This window comes from Pseudomonas sp. No.21 (assembly GCF_054558415.1).
Genome location: NZ_BAAJNO010000004.1, coordinates 264,937 through 283,564 on the forward strand (window position 1 = coordinate 264,937; position 18,628 = coordinate 283,564).

The window sequence follows — 18,628 nt, forward strand, 5'->3', positions numbered from 1 at the left end:
CACGCGCGCCGTGCTGGCTGCGTGGACCGCAGATGGAGTTGCCGTGGAGTTTCGATGAAGGTTCCGGCGCCCAAGAAAAAGGCCGCTCGGAAGCGGCCTCGTTCATGACGCATGCGACTACTCGGCGAGGCGCCAGGTGGTGCCACCCTTGCCGTCTTCCAGCACCACGCCCAGGGCGGTGAGCTGGTCGCGGATGCGGTCGGACTCGGCCCAGTTCTTCTCCGCGCGCGCCTGCAGGCGGGCCTGGATCAGGGCTTCGACCTCGGCGGCATCGACCTTGCCGGTGGCGCCGGCCTGGAGGAAGGCGTCCGGATCCAGCTGGAGCAGGCCGAGCAGGCCGCCCAGCGCCTTGAGACGGGCCGCCAGGGCCGCTGCGGCGGCCGTGTCGGTGTCGCGCAGGCGGTTGACCTCGCGGGCCATGTCGAACAGCACGGCGACGGCTTCGGGGGTGTTGAAGTCGTCATCCATGGAGGCATTGAAGCGCTCGACGAAGGCTTCGCCCTCGGCGGCGGGCGCCTCGGGCAGGCCGCGCAGGGCGGTGTAGAAGCGTTCCAGCGCGCCCTTGGCTTCCTTGAGGTTGTCTTCGGAATAGTTGATCGGGCTGCGGTAGTGGCTGGAAACCAGCAGGTAGCGCACCACTTCCGGGTGGTACTTCTCCAGCACCTCGCGGATGGTGAAGAAGTTGCCCAGGGACTTGGACATCTTCTCGCCGTCCACGCGCACCGCGCCGGCATGCATCCAGGCCTTGGCGTAGAGCTTGCCGGTGGCCGCCTCGCTCTGGGCGATCTCGTTCTCGTGGTGGGGGAACACCAGGTCCGGGCCGCCGCCGTGGATGTCGAAGGTCTCGCCCAGGCAGCAGGTGGACATCACCGAGCACTCGATGTGCCAGCCGGGACGGCCGGGGCCCCAGGGGGATTCCCAGCTCGGCTCACCGGGCTTGGCGCCCTTCCACAGCACGAAGTCCAGCGGGTCTTCCTTGGATTCGTCGACCTCGATGCGCGCGCCGATCTTCAGCTCGTCGATGCGACGACGGGACAGCTTGCCGTAGCCTTCGAACCTGCCCACGCGGTAGTAGACGTCGCCGTTGCCGGGGGCGTAGGCGAAGCCCTTGTCGATCAGGGTCTGGATCATCGTGTGCATGCCGCCGATGTGGCCGGTGGCGCGGGGCTCGATGTCCGGACGCAGCACGGCGAGGCGCGCCTCGTCCTCGTGCATGGCGGCGATCATGCGGTCGACCAGGGCTTCGAACGGTTCGCCGTTCTCCTGGGCACGACGGATGATCTTGTCGTCGATGTCGGTGATGTTGCGCACGTAGGTCACGTCATAGCCGCGCTCGCGCAGCCAGCGGGTGACCACGTCGAAGGCGACCATCACGCGGGCGTGGCCGATGTGGCAGAAGTCGTACACGGTCATGCCGCACACGTACATGCGCACGCTGTTGCCTTCCAGCGGCTGGAAGGCTTCCTTGACCTTGGTGAGGGTGTTGTAGATCGACAGCGCCATCATTGCCCCCAGGAATCACGCAGGGTGACGGTGCGGTTGAACACCGGCTTGCCGGGCTGCGAATCCTTGATGTCGGCGACGAAGTAACCTTCGCGCTCGAACTGGAAGCGCTCCTCGGGCTGCGCATTGGCCAGGGACGGCTCGGCGCGGCAGCCGGTGAGCACCACCAGCGACTCGGGGTTGATGTTGTCGAGGAAGCTGCCGCCCTCCTCCGACTTCTCCGGGTTCGGCGAACGGAACAGGCGGTCGTAGAGGCGCACTTCGCACTCGACGCTGGCCTCGGCCGGCACCCAGTGGATCACGCCCTTGACCTTGCGGCCTTCGGGGTTCTTGCCGAGGGTGTTCTCGTCGTAGGAGCAGCGCAGCTCGACGATGTTGCCGGCGGCGTCCTTGATGGCTTCGTCGGCGCGGATCACGTAGCTGCCGCGCAGGCGCACTTCGCCACCTGGGATCAGGCGCTTGAAGCCGGCCGGCGGGACTTCTTCGAAGTCGCTGGCGTCGATGTAGATCTCGCGGGCGAAGGGCAGCGCACGTACACCGAGGTCTTCCTTCGGGTGGCGCGGCAGTTCGAGGTTCTCGACCTGGCCTTCCGGGTAGTTGGTGATGACCACCTTGAGCGGCTTGAGCACGCACATGGCACGGGATGCGGTGGCGTCCAGGTGGTCACGGATGCTGAACTCCAGCATGCCGATGTCGACCACGCCGCTGGCGCGGTTGACGCCGACCATCTCGCAGAAGTTGCGGATCGATTCCGGGGTGTAGCCGCGACGACGGTAGCCGGAGAGCGTCGACATGCGCGGGTCGTCCCAGCCGCTGACGTGCCCTTCGTCCACCAGTTGCTTGAGCTTGCGCTTGCTGGTGATGGTGTAGTTCAGGTTCAGGCGCGAGAACTCGTACTGGCGCGGCTGCGCCGGCACCGGCAGGTTGGCCAGGAACCACTCGTAGAGCGGGCGATGGTCCTCGAACTCCAGGGTGCAGATGGAGTGGGTGATGCCCTCGATGGCGTCCGACTGACCGTGGGTGAAGTCGTAGCTGGGGTAGATGCACCACTTGTCGCCGGTCTGGTGGTGATGGGCGTGGCGGATGCGGTAGAGGATCGGGTCGCGCAGGTTGATGTTCGGCGAGGCCATGTCGATCTTGGCGCGCAGGGAGCGGGCGCCGTCCGGGAATTCACCGGCCTTCATGCGGGCGAACAGGTCCAGGTTCTCCTCGACGGAGCGGTCGCGGAACGGGCTGTTCCTGCCCGGCTCGTGCAGGCTGCCGCGGTACTCGCGCATCTCCTCGGCGTTGAGGTCGCAGACGAAGGCCTTGCCGGCCTTGATCAGCTCGATGGCCCAGGCGTGCAGCTGGTCGAAATAGTTGGAGGCGTAGCGCACCTCGCCGGACCACTGGAAGCCCAGCCACTTCACGTCGCTCTCGATGGCGTCGATGTACTCCTGGTCTTCCTTGGCCGGGTTGGTGTCGTCGAAGCGCAGGTGGCAGTCGCCGCCGAATTCCTGGGCCAGGCCGAAGTTCAGGCAGATCGACTTGGCGTGGCCGATGTGCAGGTAGCCATTGGGCTCCGGCGGGAAGCGGGTGACGATCTTGGCGTGCTTGCCGGCATCCAGGTCACCCTGGACGATCGGGCGGAGGAAGTTCGCGGCGGCGGGGGTCTCAGGCTTGCTCATGGGATCCTTAGGTCTACGGGTGCGCGGCACAGGGTAGGCCGGTCAAATCAAAGCGCTTATCATAGCCGAAGCTGTCAACCCCCTGACAGGCCTTCGAATTCTCGACCGAGCGGATACCGAAATGATCAAGCTGCACACCAACCATGGCGTCATCACCCTGGAACTCTTCGAAGACAAAGCCCCGGAAACCGTGGCCAACTTCAAGGAATACGTGAAGGCCGGCCACTACGACGGCACCGTCTTCCACCGCGTGATCTCCAACTTCATGATCCAGGGCGGCGGCTTCGAACCGGGCATGAAGCAGAAGACCACCCGCGCCCCCATCAAGAACGAGGCCAACAACGGCCTGTCGAACAAGGTCGGCACCGTCGCCATGGCCCGCACCATGGAGCCGCACTCCGCCTCCGCGCAGTTCTTCATCAACGTCGCCGACAACAGCTTCCTCAACCACAGCGCACCGACCGTGCAGGGCTGGGGCTATGCCGTATTCGGCGAAGTGACCGAAGGCATGGACGTGGTCAACAAGATCAAGGGCGTGGCCACCACCATGAAGTCCGGCCACCAGGACGTACCGGTCGAGGACGTGATCATCGAGAAGGCCGAGATCGTCGAGTGATCCTGCTGATCTCCGATCTGCATCTTGAAGAGGAGCGCCCGGACATCACCCGGGCGTTTCTTCGTTTCCTGCAGACCCGCGCCAGCCAGGCCGAAGCGCTCTACATACTGGGTGACTTCTTCGAGGCCTGGATCGGCGACGACGCCATGACCCCCTTCCAGCGCTCCATCGCCCAGGCCCTGCGCCAGGTGGCCGATGGCGGCACGCGCATCTTCCTGATGCACGGCAACCGAGACTTCATGATCGGCACGCGCTTCTGCCGCGAGGCCGGCTGCACCCTGCTGGCGGACCCGAGCCGCGTCGAGCTGGCCGGCCACCCGGTGCTGCTGATGCACGGCGACAGCCTGTGCACCCGCGACGAGGCCTACATGCGCATGCGGCGCTTCCTGCGCAACCCCGTCGTGCTGTGGATACTGCGCCACCTGCCGCTGGCCACCCGCCACAAGCTGGCGCGCAAGCTGCGCAGCGAGAGCCGCATGCAGACCCGGCAGAAGGCGGCGGAGATCACCGACGTCACCCCGCAAGAGATCCCGCGCCTGCTGGCCGAACAGGGCGTGCCGACCCTGATCCACGGCCATACCCACCGCCCCGCCGTGCACGAACTGCAGGCCGGCGGCCTGCCCGCCCAGCGCATCGTCCTCGGGGATTGGGATCGCCAGGGCTGGGCCCTGGAAGTCGACGAGAATGGCTTCCGCCAGGCACCGTTCGCCCTCGACTGAGCCGCGCAACGCGAACTCCTCCGCAGGCCGCACCAGCTGTCCTTGACGGGATGGCACGCGGCCAGCAGCATCGCCGCTCACCTGTACCCGTCAAGGAGCGACCATGCCGTTCAGCGATTCCCCCTATATCAAGTACCTGGTCGGCGCCGTCGCCGGCACGGCCGCCGCCTTCGTGCTGTTCAACGGCATCTTCTTCTACAACGAAGCCGGTTTCGCCACCCATGTGCGCACCATCTTCGGCGAAGAGAAAGTGGTGGACGACGTCGGCTACGCCACCAAGTGGTTCGGCCGCGCCACCCCCTGGAAGAAGGCCCTGAGCGTACAGTCGGTGCTCACCGAAGCGCTCAACCAGATCGACGACACCAGCGACAACGACTCCCTCGGCGCTACCATCGAGGCCTTCCCCATCGTCTTCCTCGGCAACGTCGACGCCAAGGTCGAGTCCTCCGCACGCTTCCGCCTGCCCAGCGGCGAGCAGTTCCTCAAGATCGCCCAGGAATACCGCAACCCGGAGAACTTCATCCGCACCGCGCTGGTGCCGGCGATCAAGGAAACCCTGCAGGCCACCGCATCCCTGATGACCGCCGACGACTTCTACGCCGGCGCCCGCAGCGAATTCGCCGCCGAGTTCGAGAACCAGCTCAACGACGGCCTCTACCTGATCAAGCGCAAGGAAGTCCGCGGCCCGCGTGGCCACGTGCCGCAGCAGACCGCCATCCTCCAGGCCGGCACCGAGCAGGGCACCTTCGGCGACAACAACGCCAGCCAGTTCGTCACCGAGAAGGTGATCGACGCCAAGGGCATGCCGGTGCGCAAGCAGCAGCAGTTCCGCAAGTACGGCGTCGAAGTGGTCGAGGCCCGCATCACCAACGTCGACCCCAACCCGCAGTACAAGCAGCGCATGGTCAAGGTTCAGCAAGCCCTGGCCGAGCTGGCCGTGGCCCGGCAGAACCGCCTGAAGGAAGAGGAAGAGAAGCTGCTGGTCACCGCCCGCGGCGAGAAGGAAGTGGAAGCCCGCCGCCAGGAAACCCTGCGCGACCAGATCGAGCGCACCACCCAGGCCGAGACCGAGAAGCAGCTGGCGCGCATCAACGCCGAACGCGAGAAGGGTCGCGCCGAGATCGAGAAGCAGACCGCCGAGCTGCTGCGTGACAAGGCCAGCATCACCGCCCAGGCCACCAAGATCACCGCCGACGCCGAGGCCTATGCCCGTGAAGCGGTGATCAAGGCGGACGGCGCGCTGCAGCCCAAGCTCGACGCGCTGATCGCCATCAACAAGGTCTGGGCCGAGGCCGCCGCCCAGGCGCCGGTCCCCAGCGTGATGATGGGTGCCGGGCAGAATGGCGCCAGCAGTCGCCAGGACGAGATCGGCCAGTTGATGGGCGTGCTCGCCACCAAGGCCGCCCGCGACCTGGCACTGGACCTGAAAGTGAAGGACTGAGCCCTCCCCGGCCACAAAAAAAGCGCCCCTCGGGGCGCTTTTCAGTTAAGGCCGGACTCAGGCCGGCACACCGCTGTGGAAGCGGAACGCCTCGTCCGGGCTCTCGATCAGCTCACGCTCCACGGCCCTCACCTTCTCGATCCCCGCATCCACGTCCGCCGCCTCGCCGTACTGGTAGGCCAGCTTCAGGTAGCCCTGGTAGTGACGCGCCTCGCTCTTGAGCAGGCCGAAGTAGAACTTGCCCAGTTCCTCATCCAGGTGCGGCACCAGCGCCTCGAAGCGCTCGCAGGAGCGCGCCTCGATGAAGGCCCCCACCACCAGGGTGTCCACCAGCTTGGCCGGCTCGTGGTTGCGCACCACCTTGCGCAGGCCGGAGGCGTAGCGCGCGGCGGATACGGCGCGCAGCGGCACGCGACGCTTCTTCATGATGCGCAGGACCTGTTCGTGGTGGACCAGTTCCTCACGGGCCAGGCGCGACATGAAGTTGATCAGGTCCAGGTGCAGGCTGTACTTGGCCATCAACGCCATGGCCGTCGAGGCGGCCTTGAACTCGTTGTTCTTGTGATCGATCAGCAGGGTTTCCTGGTCCGCCAGCGCGGCCTCCACCCAGGCCGAGGGCGTGCGGCAGCCGAGGAAGTCGTGGATTTCCGGGAGGTTCATGGACGTGGTGCTCCCTGGCGGGCGATGACGGGGGGAAACGGAACGGCGGACAGGGCGGATGCAGGCATGGCGATCTGGTCGGGCGGGCAATGGCGGAGCATTATACGGGGGCTGCAGGGCGCAGCCAGCGTGATGCACTGATATATGTCAAGAACACCGGGCGCCCAGGGCAGCTACAGTGGATCCAGCTATATGTCTTCCAGGGAGAGCACGACCATGCAAGCCATCCGCAGCATCCTCGTGGTAGTTGATCCGAACCACCCCGGCGGCCTGGCGCTCAAGCGCGCCAAGCTCATCGCCGGGGTGACTCAATCGCACCTGCACCTGCTGGTCTGCGACCGCAAGGCGGACCACGCCGCCTACCTTGCCGACCTGTCCGGCTCGCTCGCCAGCGAAGGCTACAGCGTCACCACCCAGCAGGCTTGGAACGAGAACCTGCACCAGACCGTGATCGCCGTGCAGCAGGCCGAGGGTTGCGGCCTGGTGATCAAGCAGCATGTGCCGGACAACCCGCTCAAGCGCTTCCTGCTCACCCCGGACGACTGGAAACTGCTGCGCTACTGCCCCGGTCCGGTGCTGATGGTCAAGACCGACTCGCCCTGGACCAATGGCGTCATCCTGGCGGCGGTGGACGTCGGCAACAGCGATGGCGAGCACCGCACCCTGCACGCCAGCATCATCAGCCACGGCTACGACATCGCCGGGCTGGCCAAGGGCACCCTGCACGTGATCAGCGCCCACCCCTCGCCGATGCTGTCGGCGGCAGACCCGACCTTCCAGCTCAAGGAGAGCATCGAGGCGCGCTACCGCGCCGAATGCCGGGCCTTCCAGGAAGAGTTCGACATCAGCGACGAGCGCCTGCATGTGGAGGAAGGGCCGGCCGACGTACTCATCCCCCATGTCGCCCACAAGCTCAAGGCGGCGGTTACGGTGATCGGCACGGTCGCCCGCACCGGCATCTCCGGTGCCCTGATCGGCAACACCGCCGAGGTGGTGCTGGACTCCCTGGAAAGCGATGTGCTGGTGCTCAAGCCGGACGAGATCATCGCCCACCTGGAGGAACTGGTCGCCCAACGCTGAACCCCCGAACGAAAAAGCCGCCCCGATGGGCGGCTTTTTCATGCCTGGCGTTCACCGAGGGTGGGGATGCGCTCAGACGCGGATCTCCATCCCTTCCAGCAGGAAACGCGGGGCGATGTAGCGCTCGTAGTGGGCTTCCGACAGAAGGAAGAACTCCCGATCGATGGCCTCGCGCAGCTCCGGCAAGGCCCAGCCGCGGAACTCCGGCAGCAGCGCCACGCCATAGGCATCCAGGCGATTGATCATGCGCGAGCCGCGGGCGATCAACTGGTAGGCCCAGCAATAGGGCGACTGCTCGGGAACGAAGCGGACCTGGCGTTGCTCGAGCTGCATTCTCAGGCGATCTTCGTCGAAAACCTCGAGCTTGGCGGTCATCACCTGCACCAGGAGGATTTCCAGGCGCCGCCAGACGGCGCGCTTTTCCTCCTCGTTGTAGAGGTTCCAGTTCACCACTTCATGGTGGAAGCGCTTGCAGCCACGGCATACGAGATCCCCGTAAACGGTGGAGCAGAGGCCGACGCAAGGCGTCTTGATGCGCTGATTGGACATGGCGGGAAGGTCTGGAAAAGCACGAACAGGGCGGCATCTTAGCCCTTTGTCTAAGCAGGGTCACCCCAAGAAACCCGGGGCTTTTGTCTTAACTTCGGCTCAGCTTTCCTTTAGAATCGGCCCGCCATTTTAGGCGCCAATGTCCGTTGGAAGCTGTTTTCAAAGCGTCACGAGCACAGTCCACCCGGCAGGAAATCTTGGCGCTGGGCACTCCCCGGCGAGTGTCCAACGCCAGCCCTCATCAGGCCTTCCTTCCGGCGTAAAACTTTGAAAACAGCTTCTGGATGGAACCATCGAAACCCTGGCCAGGCAGCTCACAAAGCTGCGCGGCGCACGGGTTCGCTGGATTCCTGGATGAGCGTCCCGGACAACTCCTTGGGACCACTGATGAGGGTAAAACTGTGCTTGAAGCCTATCGCAAACACGTACAAGAGCGTGCCGCCCAGGGTATCGTGCCCCAGCCGCTGAACGCCGAACAGACCGCAGGCCTGGTAGAGCTGCTGAAGAACCCGCCGGCCGGCGAAGAAGAATTCCTCGTAGACCTGATCACCAACCGCGTTCCGCCGGGCGTGGACGAAGCCGCCTACGTCAAGGCCGGCTTCCTTTCCGCCCTCGCCAAGGGTGAAGCCAAGTCCCCACTGATCTCCAAGCAACGCGCCACCGAACTCCTCGGCACCATGCAGGGCGGCTACAACATCGCCACCCTGGTCGAGCTGCTGGATGACGCCGAGCTGGCAGCCACCGCTGCCGAACAGCTCAAGCACACCCTGCTGATGTTCGACGCCTTCCACGACGTCGCCGAGAAAGCCAAGGCTGGCAACGCCCACGCCAAGGCCGTCCTGGAATCCTGGGCCGCCGGCGAGTGGTTCACCGCCAAGCCCGCCATCGCCGACAAATACAGCCTGGCCGTGTTCAAGGTCACCGGCGAAACCAACACCGACGACCTGTCCCCGGCTCCGGACGCCTGGTCCCGCCCGGACATCCCGCTGCACGCCCTGGCCATGCTGAAGATGGCCCGTGACGGCATCGTCCCCGAGCAGCAAGGCGCCATCGGCCCGCTGAAGCAGATCGAAGAGATCAAGGCCAAGGGCTTCCCGGTCGCCTACGTCGGTGACGTGGTCGGCACCGGCTCCTCGCGCAAATCCGCCACCAACTCGGTGCTGTGGTTCTTCGGCGACGACATCCCCTATGTGCCGAACAAGCGCGCAGGCGGCTTCTGCTTCGGCTCCAAGATCGCCCCGATCTTCTACAACACCATGGAAGACGCCGGCGCCCTGCCGATCGAGTTCGACGTGTCGAACATCAACATGGGCGACGTGATCGACGTCTACCCGCACGCCGGCAAGGTGTGCAAGCACGGCACCGACGAAGTCATCACCACCTTCGAACTGAAGACCCCGGTGCTGCTCGACGAAGTCCGCGCTGGCGGCCGTATCCCGCTGATCGTCGGCCGTGGCCTGACCGAGAAGGCCCGTGCCGAACTGGGCCTGGGCTCCTCCGACCTGTTCAAGAAGCCGGAACAGCCCGCCGACAGCGGCAAGGGCTACACCCTGGCGCAGAAGATGGTCGGCAAGGCGTGCGGCGTAGCCGGCGTCCGTCCGGGCACCTACTGCGAGCCGAAGATGACCACCGTCGGTTCCCAGGACACCACGGGCCCGATGACCCGCGACGAGCTGAAGGACCTGGCCTGCCTGGGCTTCTCCGCCGACCTGGTCATGCAGTCCTTCTGCCACACCGCGGCCTATCCGAAGCCCATCGACGTCACCACCCACCACACCCTGCCGGATTTCATCCGCACCCGTGGCGGCGTGTCCCTGCGTCCTGGCGACGGCATCATCCACAGCTGGCTGAACCGCATGCTGCTGCCGGACACCGTCGGCACCGGTGGCGACTCCCACACCCGCTTCCCGATCGGCATCTCCTTCCCGGCCGGCTCCGGCCTGGTGGCCTTCGCCGCCGCCACCGGCGTCATGCCGCTGGACATGCCCGAGTCCGTCCTGGTGCGTTTCAAAGGCAAGATGCAGCCCGGTATCACCCTGCGTGACCTGGTCCATGCCATCCCCTACTACGCCATCCAGAAGGGCCTGCTGACCGTCGAGAAGAAGGGCAAGAAGAACATCTTCTCCGGCCGCATCCTCGAGATCGAAGGCCTGGACGACCTGACCGTCGAGCAGGCGTTCGAGCTGTCCGACGCCTCCGCCGAGCGTTCCGCTGCGGGCTGCACCATCAAGCTGCCGGAAAAGGCCATCGCCGAGTACCTGCAGTCCAACATCACCCTGCTGCGCTGGATGATCGGCGAAGGCTACGGCGATGCCCGCACCATGGAGCGTCGCGCCCAGGCGATGGAAGCCTGGCTGGCCAACCCGCAACTGATGGAAGCCGACAAGGACGCCGAGTACGCCGAGATCATCGAGATCGACCTGGCCGACGTGAAGGAGCCGGTTCTCTGCGCTCCGAACGACCCGGACGATGCCCGCCTGCTCTCCACCGTCGCCGGCGACAAGATCGACGAAGTGTTCATCGGTTCCTGCATGACCAACATCGGCCACTTCCGCGCTGCCGGTAAGCTGCTGGACAAGGTCAAGGGCTCGATTCCGACCCGCCTGTGGCTGTCGCCGCCGACCAAGATGGACCAGCACCAGCTGACCGAGGAAGGCTACTACGGCATCTACGGCAAGGCCGGCGCGCGCATGGAAATGCCGGGCTGCTCGCTGTGCATGGGTAACCAGGCACGCGTGGCGTCGAACTCCACCGTGGTTTCGACCTCCACCCGCAACTTCCCGAACCGTCTGGGCGATGGCGCCAACGTCTACCTGGCCTCCGCCGAACTGGCGGCAGTCGCGTCCATCCTGGGCAAGCTGCCGACCGTCGAGGAGTACATGGAGTACGCGAAGAACATCGACAGCATGGCGGCCGACGTCTACCGCTACCTGTCCTTCGACCAGATCGCCGAGTACCGCGAAGCCGCTGCGAACGCCAAGATCCCGGTCGTTCAAGCCTAAGCCTCACCGGCCATGAAGAAGCCCCGCCCCGTGCGGGGCTTTTTCATGGGCGCGATTTGCGCCGAGCACCACACTCACAAACCCCGTGGGAGCGAATTCATTGGCTCTGTCTGCGCTAGCTGGTGTGGTTTTAATGCAAGCGCTCAAGCACGGCCCTTTCCGGGCGCCCAAGGGTTCGTGCCACCTCCGCCGCATGGGTTTCGCTTCGCTCTACACCATCCTACGAAAGCCACCAGCCGCGGTGTACACCCGCTGGTGATGCGCACATCGATGTGAGGATTCGAGTGAAGAAAGTTGGAGCAGCCGCCAACGCCCCTTCCCAGGAGGCCGAGCGAATCGTCGTGAAACGAAGCGAAGCGTAGTAACAGCCGAAGGCTGGCCCGAAGGGCGAGCGTAGCGAGTAACGATGATGGAGCGAGGGGAGTCTGGCGAAGCCAGACCCGTATGGAGGGGCAAGTTTTTTGGTTCCTTTTCACCGGGCTGGCGTTCCAGCGATTGGAAAAGGGACTCGCCCGGGGGGGCGAAACCAGAAGCACCAGCAAAGCTCGGCAATCAGCTGGACTCAAATCTTCTAGCAACACTTAACGCAGACATAGCCAATTCATTCGCGAAACGCTTCGCTGCCCCAGGTCCGTCGAACCGAGAACCGAACCGAAGAAACGCCACCTCGCCGAACCGTGCCGCACACCACGAATTCGCCCTCCCCCGCCTTGCCAGCCCACCGCCAGCGGCTATGTTCCAAGGAGAAGCGCCCAACCGCTCATTCCAAGGAGTAACACCATGAAGCACTGGATCCTCATCGCCCTCTGCCTGGTCGGCCTCTCCGGCTGCTCCAGCGAATACCTGATCAACACCACCGACGGCCAGATGCTCACCAGCGATGGCAAGCCGCAGCTGGACGAAGACACCGGCATGCTCGAATTCGAGGACAGCGAAGGCCGCAAGCAGCAGATCCCGCAGACCCAGGTGAAGCAGATCATCGAACGCTGATCCGCCCCGCTCCACTCAGCCCCCGCTCCGGCGGGGGCTTTGCTTTCTGCCCCTGGCACATCGCTTGCTTCGTCACTCGCATCAGGCCCGCTCCAACGGCGGGGCGGGCCGCCGGACAATGGCGTCGTCATCGGTCATCGCACCCCGCGATAGACCGGGGCGGCGCCTTTTCGTTGATGGGATGGCGACAGCATGAGCGACGACCGACTGCACACACGCAATGACAACCTGGCCTGGGTCACCGGCAGCGATGCACCGGAAAAGAGCACGCTGGATCTCGGCTTCATGGCCCTCACCGACTCGGCCTCGCTGGTCGTCGCCGCCACCCAGGGCTTCGCCCAACCCTATGGCCTGACCCTCAACCTCAAGCGCCAGGCCTCCTGGGCCACCCTGCGCGACAAGCTGCTGGCCGGCGAGCTGGACGCCGCCCAGGCACTCTATGGCCAGGTCTACGGCATCCACCTGGGCATCGGCGGCAGCGCCACCGCCATGGCCATCCTCATGGGCCTGTGCCAGAACGGCCAGGCCATCAACCTCTCCGAACCCCTGCGGCGCGCTGGCGTGACCACTGCCGAGGCACTGGCCGCCCACGTGCGCCAGGGTGGTGCACGGCTGACCTTCGCCCAGACCTTCCCCACCGGCACCCACGCCATGTGGCTCGCCTACTGGCTGGCCGCCCATGGCATCCACCCGCTGCACGACGTCAACAGCGTGGTGGTGCCACCCTCGCAGATGGTCGCCCACCTCCAGGCCGCGCGCATCGACGGCTTCTGCGCCGGCGGCCCCTGGGGCGCCCTGGCGGTGGACCAGAGTCAGGGCTTCACCCTCGCCACCAGCCAGATGATCTGGCCCGACCACCCGGAGAAGGTCCTCGGCGTCACCGCCGCCTTCGCCGAGGCCTACCCGAACACCGCCCGCGCCCTGACCATGGCCGTGCTCGAAGCCAGCCGCTTCATCGAACAGAGCGAGGAAAACCGCCGCAGCGCGGCACAACTCATCAGCGGCGCCGAGTACGTCGACGCACCGCTCTCGGCCATCGAGCCGCGCTTCCTCGGCCACTACCGCGACGGCCTGGGCAACGCCTGGGAAGACGCCCACCCGCTGCGCTTCTTCGACGGTGGCCGGGTCAACATGCCCTACCTCTCCGACGGCATCTGGTTCATGACCCAGTTCCGCCGCTGGGGCCTCTTGCGCGATGACCCGGACTACCTCGGCGTCGCCCGCCAGGTGCAGCGCCTCGACCTCTATCGCCAGGCCGCCGAGGCCCTTGGCATCGAAGTCCCCGGGCCGATGCGCAGCGCCACGCTGATGGACGGCATCACCTGGGATGGCAGCGACCCGGCCGGCTACGCGCGCGGTTTCCGCCTGCACGCCCTCGCCGGCACACCCTCCGCCCTCGCCCTGTAACCGGACGGCCACCCTATGCTGCGCATCCTGCTGATCAACGACACCGCGAAGAAAGTCGGTCGTCTTCGCACCGCCCTGGTCGAAGCCGGCTTCGAGGTCATCGACGAATCCGGGCTGACCATCGACCTGCCCGCACGGGTCGAGGCCGTGCGCCCCGATGTCGTGCTCATCGACACCGAATCCCCGGGGCGCGATGTCATGGAACAGGTGGTGCTGGTCAGCCGCGACCAGCCCCGCCCCATCGTCATGTTCACCGACGAGCACGACCTCGGCGTCATGCGCCAGGCCATCCAGGCCGGCGTCAGCGCCTACATAGTCGAAGGCATCCACGCCCAGCGCCTGCAACCGATCCTCGACGTCGCCATCGCCCGCTTCGAGAGCGACCAGGCCCTGCGCGCGCAGCTCAACGCCCGCGAGCAGCAGCTCGCCGAGCGCAAGCGCGTGGAGCTGGCCAAGGGACTGCTGATGAAGATGAAGAGCTGCAACGAGGAAGAGGCCTATACCCTGATGCGCCGCCAGGCCATGAGCCGCCAGCAGAAGCTCATCCAGGTGGCCGAACAGATCATCGCCATGCACGACATGTTGGGGCACTGAGGGGCAACTGTACGGGTGGGAGTTGTAACTGTTCTGCTGTCCGGGGTCCGTCGACCGCGACTGTACGGCCATCGCGGGCGTGGCGTGTATCTGCTGGCACGCCGTGGCGACGGCTAAGGTAGGCCCATCGCAGCCACCGCCCGGACACGCCCATGGACACCGAACGCCAGCTCCTCGAAGACGCCGACCGCCGCGCCCTCGCCTACTTCGACGGCATCCCCGGGCGCCGCGTATTTCCCGATGCCGACGCCATCGCCGCCCTGGCCGGCTTCGACGGCCCCCTGCCCACCCAGGGCCTGCCCGCCCACCAGGCCCTGCAATTGCTGGATGAGCTGGGCTCCCCCGCCACCACCGCCTCCAACGGTGGGCGCTACTTCGGCTTCGTCATCGGCGCCACCCTGCCGGCCGCCGCCGCTGCCGAACGCCTGGTGCTGGCCTGGGACCAGTGCGCCTCCTCCTTCGACAACTCCCCCGCCGCCGACCGCATCGAGAAGGCCGCCGCGCGCTGGGTGCTGGAGAGCCTCGGCCTGCCCGCAGAGAGCGCCGTGGGCTTCGGCACCAGCGCCACCGCCTGTACCCTGGCCTGCCTCAGCGCAGCCCGGCGCGCCCTGCTCGCACGCAAGGGCTGGGACTTCGACGGCGACGGCCTGATGGGCGCGCCCGAGGTGCGTGTGGTGGTCTCCGCCAGCGTGCACATCACCGTGAAGAAAGCCCTGCGCATCCTCGGCTTCGGCATCAATCGCCTGCGGGTGGCGCCCGTCGACGAACTGGGCCGGATCGACCCGGCGCAGCTCCCGCCGCTGGACGACATGACCGTCCTCTGCCTGCAGGCCGGCGAGGTCAACACCGGCGAATTCGACCCCTTCGCCGAGCTCATCCCCCGCGCCCGCGCCGCTGGCGCCTGGGTGCATGTGGACGGCGCCTTCGGCCTCTGGGCCCGGGCCAGCTCCGCCGCCGCGCTGGCCGAAGGCGTCGAGCAGGCCGACAGCTGGACCACCGACGGCCACAAGTGGCTGAACACCCCCTACGACGGCGCCATGGCCATCTGCCGCGACGCCGAGGCCCTGGCCACGGCGATGAACAGCGACGCCGCCTATGCCAGCGCCTCCCGCGATGCGCAGAAGAACCTCAACCTGGAATTCTCCCGCCGCGCCCGTGGCGTGCCCATCTGGGCAGCCCTGGCCAGCCTCGGCCGCGACGGCCTGCGCGAGCTGATCGACCGCCACCTGCGCCAGGCCGCGTACCTCGCCGAACGCCTGCGCGGCGCCGGCTACCAGGTGCTCAACCGCGTGGTGCTGAACCAGGTGCTGGTGCGCGCCGACAGCGACGAACAGACCCTGGCCATCCGCCTCGCCGCCCAGGCCTCGGGCGATGTCTGGTTCGGCCCCACCCTGTGGCAGGGGCGCCCGGCCTTCCGCCTCAGCGTTTCCTCCTGGCGCACCACGGACGCCGATATCCAGCGCCTCGCCGAGCTGCTCATCGCCCTCAAGGCCCGGCACACGGCCTGACAGGCCCGCCCGATGCACCGCTGCCAGTGCGCCACCGGTCGCCGCTGCAACGCAGCGGCAGAACCTTCCCTGAAGACGACGAGTCTGTGAAAGGCCTGCCACGCGGCAGGCCCTGAACAAGCACAGGGAAGGCACGTACGCGTCGAAGGAAGGCGGTCTCGAGCGGAGTGCGGCCCGACAACGAGGATGCAAGGCATGCACAGGCTTCAATCGCTCCACCCCGTCCCCCACCGCCACCGCAACACCCACTGGCTCGGCCTGCTGGGCTGCCTGCTGCTCGGCGAAGCCCAGGCCGAGCTCTACAAGGGCGTCGCCCCGGGCGGCAACTTCGCCCTGGAGAACTGGAACATCACCGTGCCCCAGGACGCCGAGGGCGGCACCGAGGGCAAGGCCATCACCGTGCGCCCCGACCAGCTCAGCGGGCCCGACGGCTACCAGTCGCGCTGGTTCCGCACCGACGCGGCCGACGGCTCCATGAGTTTCTGGACCCCGCTCAACGGCGCCACCGCCGGGGGCTCCAGCAGCCCGCGCTCGGAACTGCGCGAGATGCTCGACCCGAGCAACCTCGGGCTGACCTGGAGCGGCGCCGGCGAATCGGTGCAGGACGCCCTGCTCAAGGTCATGCAGGTGCCCAGCGACGGCCTCGTCATCGTCGGCCAGGTGCACGGCTACGGCAGCGCGCCGCTGATCCTCCTCTACTACCGCTACGACTTCGCCAAAAAGACCGGCCGCGTCATCGCCAAGCTGCAGGGCCTGCCGGAACAGGGCCCGCCCTTCACCAACCACGTGCTGGCCACGGACATCGCCCTGGGCGAAACCTTCAGCTACCAGATGAAGGTCAGCCACAACGTCGCCATGGCCTCGGCCAACGGCGGCCCGGTGGCGACCATGGCGATGGACCCGGCGTGGAACAGCGAGACCTTCTACTTCAAGGCCGGCGCCTACCTGCACATGCACGGCGACAGCGCCACCGAAGGCGCGCGGGTGAAGTTCTACCGCCTGGCCGCCAGCCACCCCAACGACGGCCTCCTGGTCAACAGCCCCGCCGCCCTGCCCGAAGCCCGCGTCGGCCAGCCCTACCAGGCCCAGCTGTACGCCACCGGCGGCCTCGGTGGCGCCACCTGGAAGCTGGTCAGCGGCCACCCGCCGGCCGGCCTGACGCTGGCCGCCGACGGCCTGGTCAGCGGCACCCCGGAGGCCGGCACCGCCTCCACCACCGCCCACTGGTTCGTGGCCCAGGTGCGTGACGTCAACGGCAGCACCCACCACAAGAAGTTCTCCATCCTCATCTCGCAATAACGCCAGGCAATCGTTGCGGTGGAGCCTGTACCGGCCCACCGCAACGGCGCCCGGGTCGGCACCCGGTGCAGGCTGACGCCATGTGGGAGCGGATTCATCCGCGATACGCGCCGCCCTGTGGCACACCCATTCGCCCTGAAAGAAAACGCCCCGCAACGCCTCGGATTTTTCTCGACAACGCCCCGCCGCTGCGCTTATCTTCGCCGCCAGGCCACCCATGTGGCCAACGTCGCTCGGACGGTTCCGGGCGCTTACGTATCCGAGGAAAGCATGGCTGACACGCGTTCTCCGCGCCGTTTCGCGCGCATCGATCGTCTCCCCCCCTACGTCTTCAACATCACCGCCGAACTCAAGATGGCCGCGCGCCGTCGTGGCGAGGACATCATCGACCTGTCCATGGGCAACCCCGATGGGGCCACCCCGCCGCACATCGTCGAGAAGCTGGTGCAGGTCGCCCAGCGCGAAGACACCCACGGATACTCCACCTCCCGCGGTATTCCCCGCCTGCGCCGCGCCATCTCGCGCTGGTACAAGGACCGCTACGACGTGGAGATCGACCCCGAAAGCGAAGCCATCGTCACCATCGGCTCCAAGGAAGGCCTCGCGCACCTGATGCTGGCCACCCTGGACCACGGCGACACGGTGCTGGTGCCCAACCCCAGCTACCCGATCCACATCTACGGCGCGGTGATCGCCGGCGCCCAAGTGCGCTCGGTGCCGCTGGTGCCAGGCGTCGACTTCTTCGCCGAGATGGAGCGCGCCATCCGCGAATCCATCCCCAAGCCGAAGATGATGATCATCGGCTTCCCCTCCAACCCCACCGCACAGTGCGTGGAGCTGGACTTCTTCGAACGCGTGGTGGCCCTGGCCAAGCAGTACGACGTACTGGTGATCCACGACCTGGCCTACGCCGACATCGTCTACGACGGCTGGAAGGCCCCGTCGATCATGCAGGTGCCCGGCGCCAAGGACATCGCGGTGGAGTTCTTCACCCTGTCCAAGAGCTACAACATGGCCGGCTGGCGCATCGGCTTCATGGTCGGCAACCCCGAGCTGGTCAGCGCCCTGGCGCGGATCAAGAGCTACCACGACTACGGCACCTTCACCCCGCTGCAGGTGGCCGCCATCGCCGCGCTGGAAGGCGACCAGCAGTGCGTGCGCGACATCGCCGAGCAGTACCGCCAGCGCCGCAACATGCTGGTCAAGGGCCTGCACGAGGCGGGCTGGATGGTCGAGAACCCCAAGGCCTCGATGTACATCTGGGCGAAGATTCCCGAGCCCTATGCCCACCTCGGCTCCCTGGAGTTCGCCAAGAAGCTGCTGGCCGAGGCCAAGGTCTGCGTCTCCCCCGGCATCGGCTTCGGCGAATACGGCGACGACCACGTGCGCTTCGCCCTGATCGAGAACCAGGACCGCATTCGCCAGGCCATCCGCGGCATCAAGGCGATGTTCCGCGCCGACGGGCTGATCCAGCCGGGCAAGCCCCGCAAGGCCGAGTGACAGGCAGCGGCGCCCCACGGGGCGCCGTTTTCATTTCCCCGCAGGGGTTAGTGCCCCGGCGGCGTATCAAGGCTGTACCGGGCGCCGTCCCGG

Annotated in this window: 15 protein-coding genes; 11 read left to right on the plus strand and 4 right to left on the minus strand. The window is 66.6% G+C overall.

What is annotated here, in order from left to right:
* Positions 1-117 precede the first annotated feature (117 nt).
* Together cysS and ACYJSS_RS09640 are read right to left on the minus strand one after the other, a co-directional pair.
* Positions 118-1,503 carry a cysteine--tRNA ligase gene (gene cysS, locus ACYJSS_RS09635; protein WP_111261310.1) on the minus strand — a complete coding sequence of 462 codons (1,386 nt, stop codon included), beginning with the start codon at positions 1,501-1,503 and terminating at the stop codon, positions 118-120.
* Positions 1,503-3,170: a glutamine--tRNA ligase/YqeY domain fusion protein gene (locus tag ACYJSS_RS09640; protein WP_236205671.1), complete on the minus strand. Its 1,668-nt coding sequence runs from the start codon at positions 3,168-3,170 to the stop codon at positions 1,503-1,505. The genes cysS and ACYJSS_RS09640 overlap by 1 nt, the downstream gene beginning before the upstream one ends.
* A 121-nt stretch (positions 3,171-3,291) precedes the next feature.
* Here ACYJSS_RS09640 and ACYJSS_RS09645 point away from each other — a divergent pair, with 121 nt between their 5' ends.
* The 3 genes from ACYJSS_RS09645 to ACYJSS_RS09655 all read left to right on the plus strand — a co-directional run bounded on the left by ACYJSS_RS09645 (position 3,292) and on the right by ACYJSS_RS09655 (position 5,946).
* The gene (locus ACYJSS_RS09645; protein ID WP_021220288.1) at positions 3,292-3,786 is read left to right on the plus strand and encodes a peptidylprolyl isomerase; all 495 of its coding nucleotides are present in this window, start codon (positions 3,292-3,294) and stop codon (positions 3,784-3,786) included.
* Complete coding sequence (lpxH, locus tag ACYJSS_RS09650) at positions 3,783-4,505, plus strand: UDP-2,3-diacylglucosamine diphosphatase (protein WP_236205672.1); 723 nt, start codon at positions 3,783-3,785, stop codon at positions 4,503-4,505. Before ACYJSS_RS09645 ends, lpxH begins: the two co-directional genes overlap by 4 nt.
* A gap of 103 nt (positions 4,506-4,608) precedes the next feature.
* Positions 4,609-5,946, plus strand: coding sequence for an SPFH domain-containing protein (locus tag ACYJSS_RS09655; protein WP_021220290.1), 1,338 nt, complete (start codon positions 4,609-4,611; stop codon positions 5,944-5,946).
* Between the two features lie 57 nt (positions 5,947-6,003).
* Here the strand turns inward: ACYJSS_RS09655 and ACYJSS_RS09660 are convergent, their stop codons facing one another.
* Positions 6,004-6,606, minus strand: a complete 603-nt coding sequence (locus ACYJSS_RS09660) for a MiaE family protein (protein WP_236205673.1) — start codon at positions 6,604-6,606, stop codon at positions 6,004-6,006.
* Positions 6,607-6,822: 216 nt separating this feature from the next.
* Between ACYJSS_RS09660 and ACYJSS_RS09665 the strand changes: the two genes are divergently transcribed.
* The gene (locus ACYJSS_RS09665) at positions 6,823-7,686 is read left to right on the plus strand and encodes a universal stress protein (RefSeq protein WP_111261306.1); all 864 of its coding nucleotides are present in this window, start codon (positions 6,823-6,825) and stop codon (positions 7,684-7,686) included.
* Between the two features lie 72 nt (positions 7,687-7,758).
* On the opposite strand, the gene ACYJSS_RS09670 is transcribed toward ACYJSS_RS09665, so the two are convergent.
* Positions 7,759-8,235: a DUF1289 domain-containing protein gene (locus ACYJSS_RS09670; RefSeq protein WP_021220293.1), complete on the minus strand. Its 477-nt coding sequence runs from the start codon at positions 8,233-8,235 to the stop codon at positions 7,759-7,761.
* A 401-nt stretch (positions 8,236-8,636) separates the two neighbouring features.
* On the opposite strand from ACYJSS_RS09670, the gene acnB reads away from it, so the two are divergent.
* From acnB to alaC, 7 genes are all read left to right on the plus strand, one after another.
* Positions 8,637-11,237, plus strand: coding sequence for a bifunctional aconitate hydratase 2/2-methylisocitrate dehydratase (acnB, locus tag ACYJSS_RS09675; RefSeq protein WP_111261304.1), 2,601 nt, complete (start codon positions 8,637-8,639; stop codon positions 11,235-11,237).
* Between the two features lie 780 nt (positions 11,238-12,017).
* Entirely contained in the window at positions 12,018-12,227 is a 210-nt protein-coding gene (locus tag ACYJSS_RS09680; RefSeq protein WP_021220295.1) for a YgdI/YgdR family lipoprotein, read from the plus strand.
* 192 nt (positions 12,228-12,419) lie between these two features.
* Positions 12,420-13,634, plus strand: a complete 1,215-nt coding sequence (locus ACYJSS_RS09685) for a CmpA/NrtA family ABC transporter substrate-binding protein (RefSeq protein ID WP_111261303.1) — start codon at positions 12,420-12,422, stop codon at positions 13,632-13,634.
* A 15-nt stretch (positions 13,635-13,649) separates the two neighbouring features.
* Positions 13,650-14,228, plus strand: coding sequence for an ANTAR domain-containing response regulator (locus ACYJSS_RS09690; protein ID WP_111261302.1), 579 nt, complete (start codon positions 13,650-13,652; stop codon positions 14,226-14,228).
* Between the two features lie 152 nt (positions 14,229-14,380).
* A complete protein-coding gene (locus ACYJSS_RS09695) occupies positions 14,381-15,736 on the plus strand; it encodes a pyridoxal phosphate-dependent decarboxylase family protein (protein ID WP_111261301.1) in 1,356 nt (451 codons plus the stop codon).
* Between the two features lie 195 nt (positions 15,737-15,931).
* Entirely contained in the window at positions 15,932-17,035 is a 1,104-nt protein-coding gene (locus ACYJSS_RS09700; RefSeq protein ID WP_158545598.1) for a polysaccharide lyase family 7 protein, read from the plus strand.
* Positions 17,036-17,305: 270 nt separating this feature from the next.
* The gene (gene alaC / locus ACYJSS_RS09705) at positions 17,306-18,535 is read left to right on the plus strand and encodes an alanine transaminase (RefSeq protein ID WP_111261299.1); all 1,230 of its coding nucleotides are present in this window, start codon (positions 17,306-17,308) and stop codon (positions 18,533-18,535) included.
* Positions 18,536-18,628 lie beyond the last annotated feature (93 nt).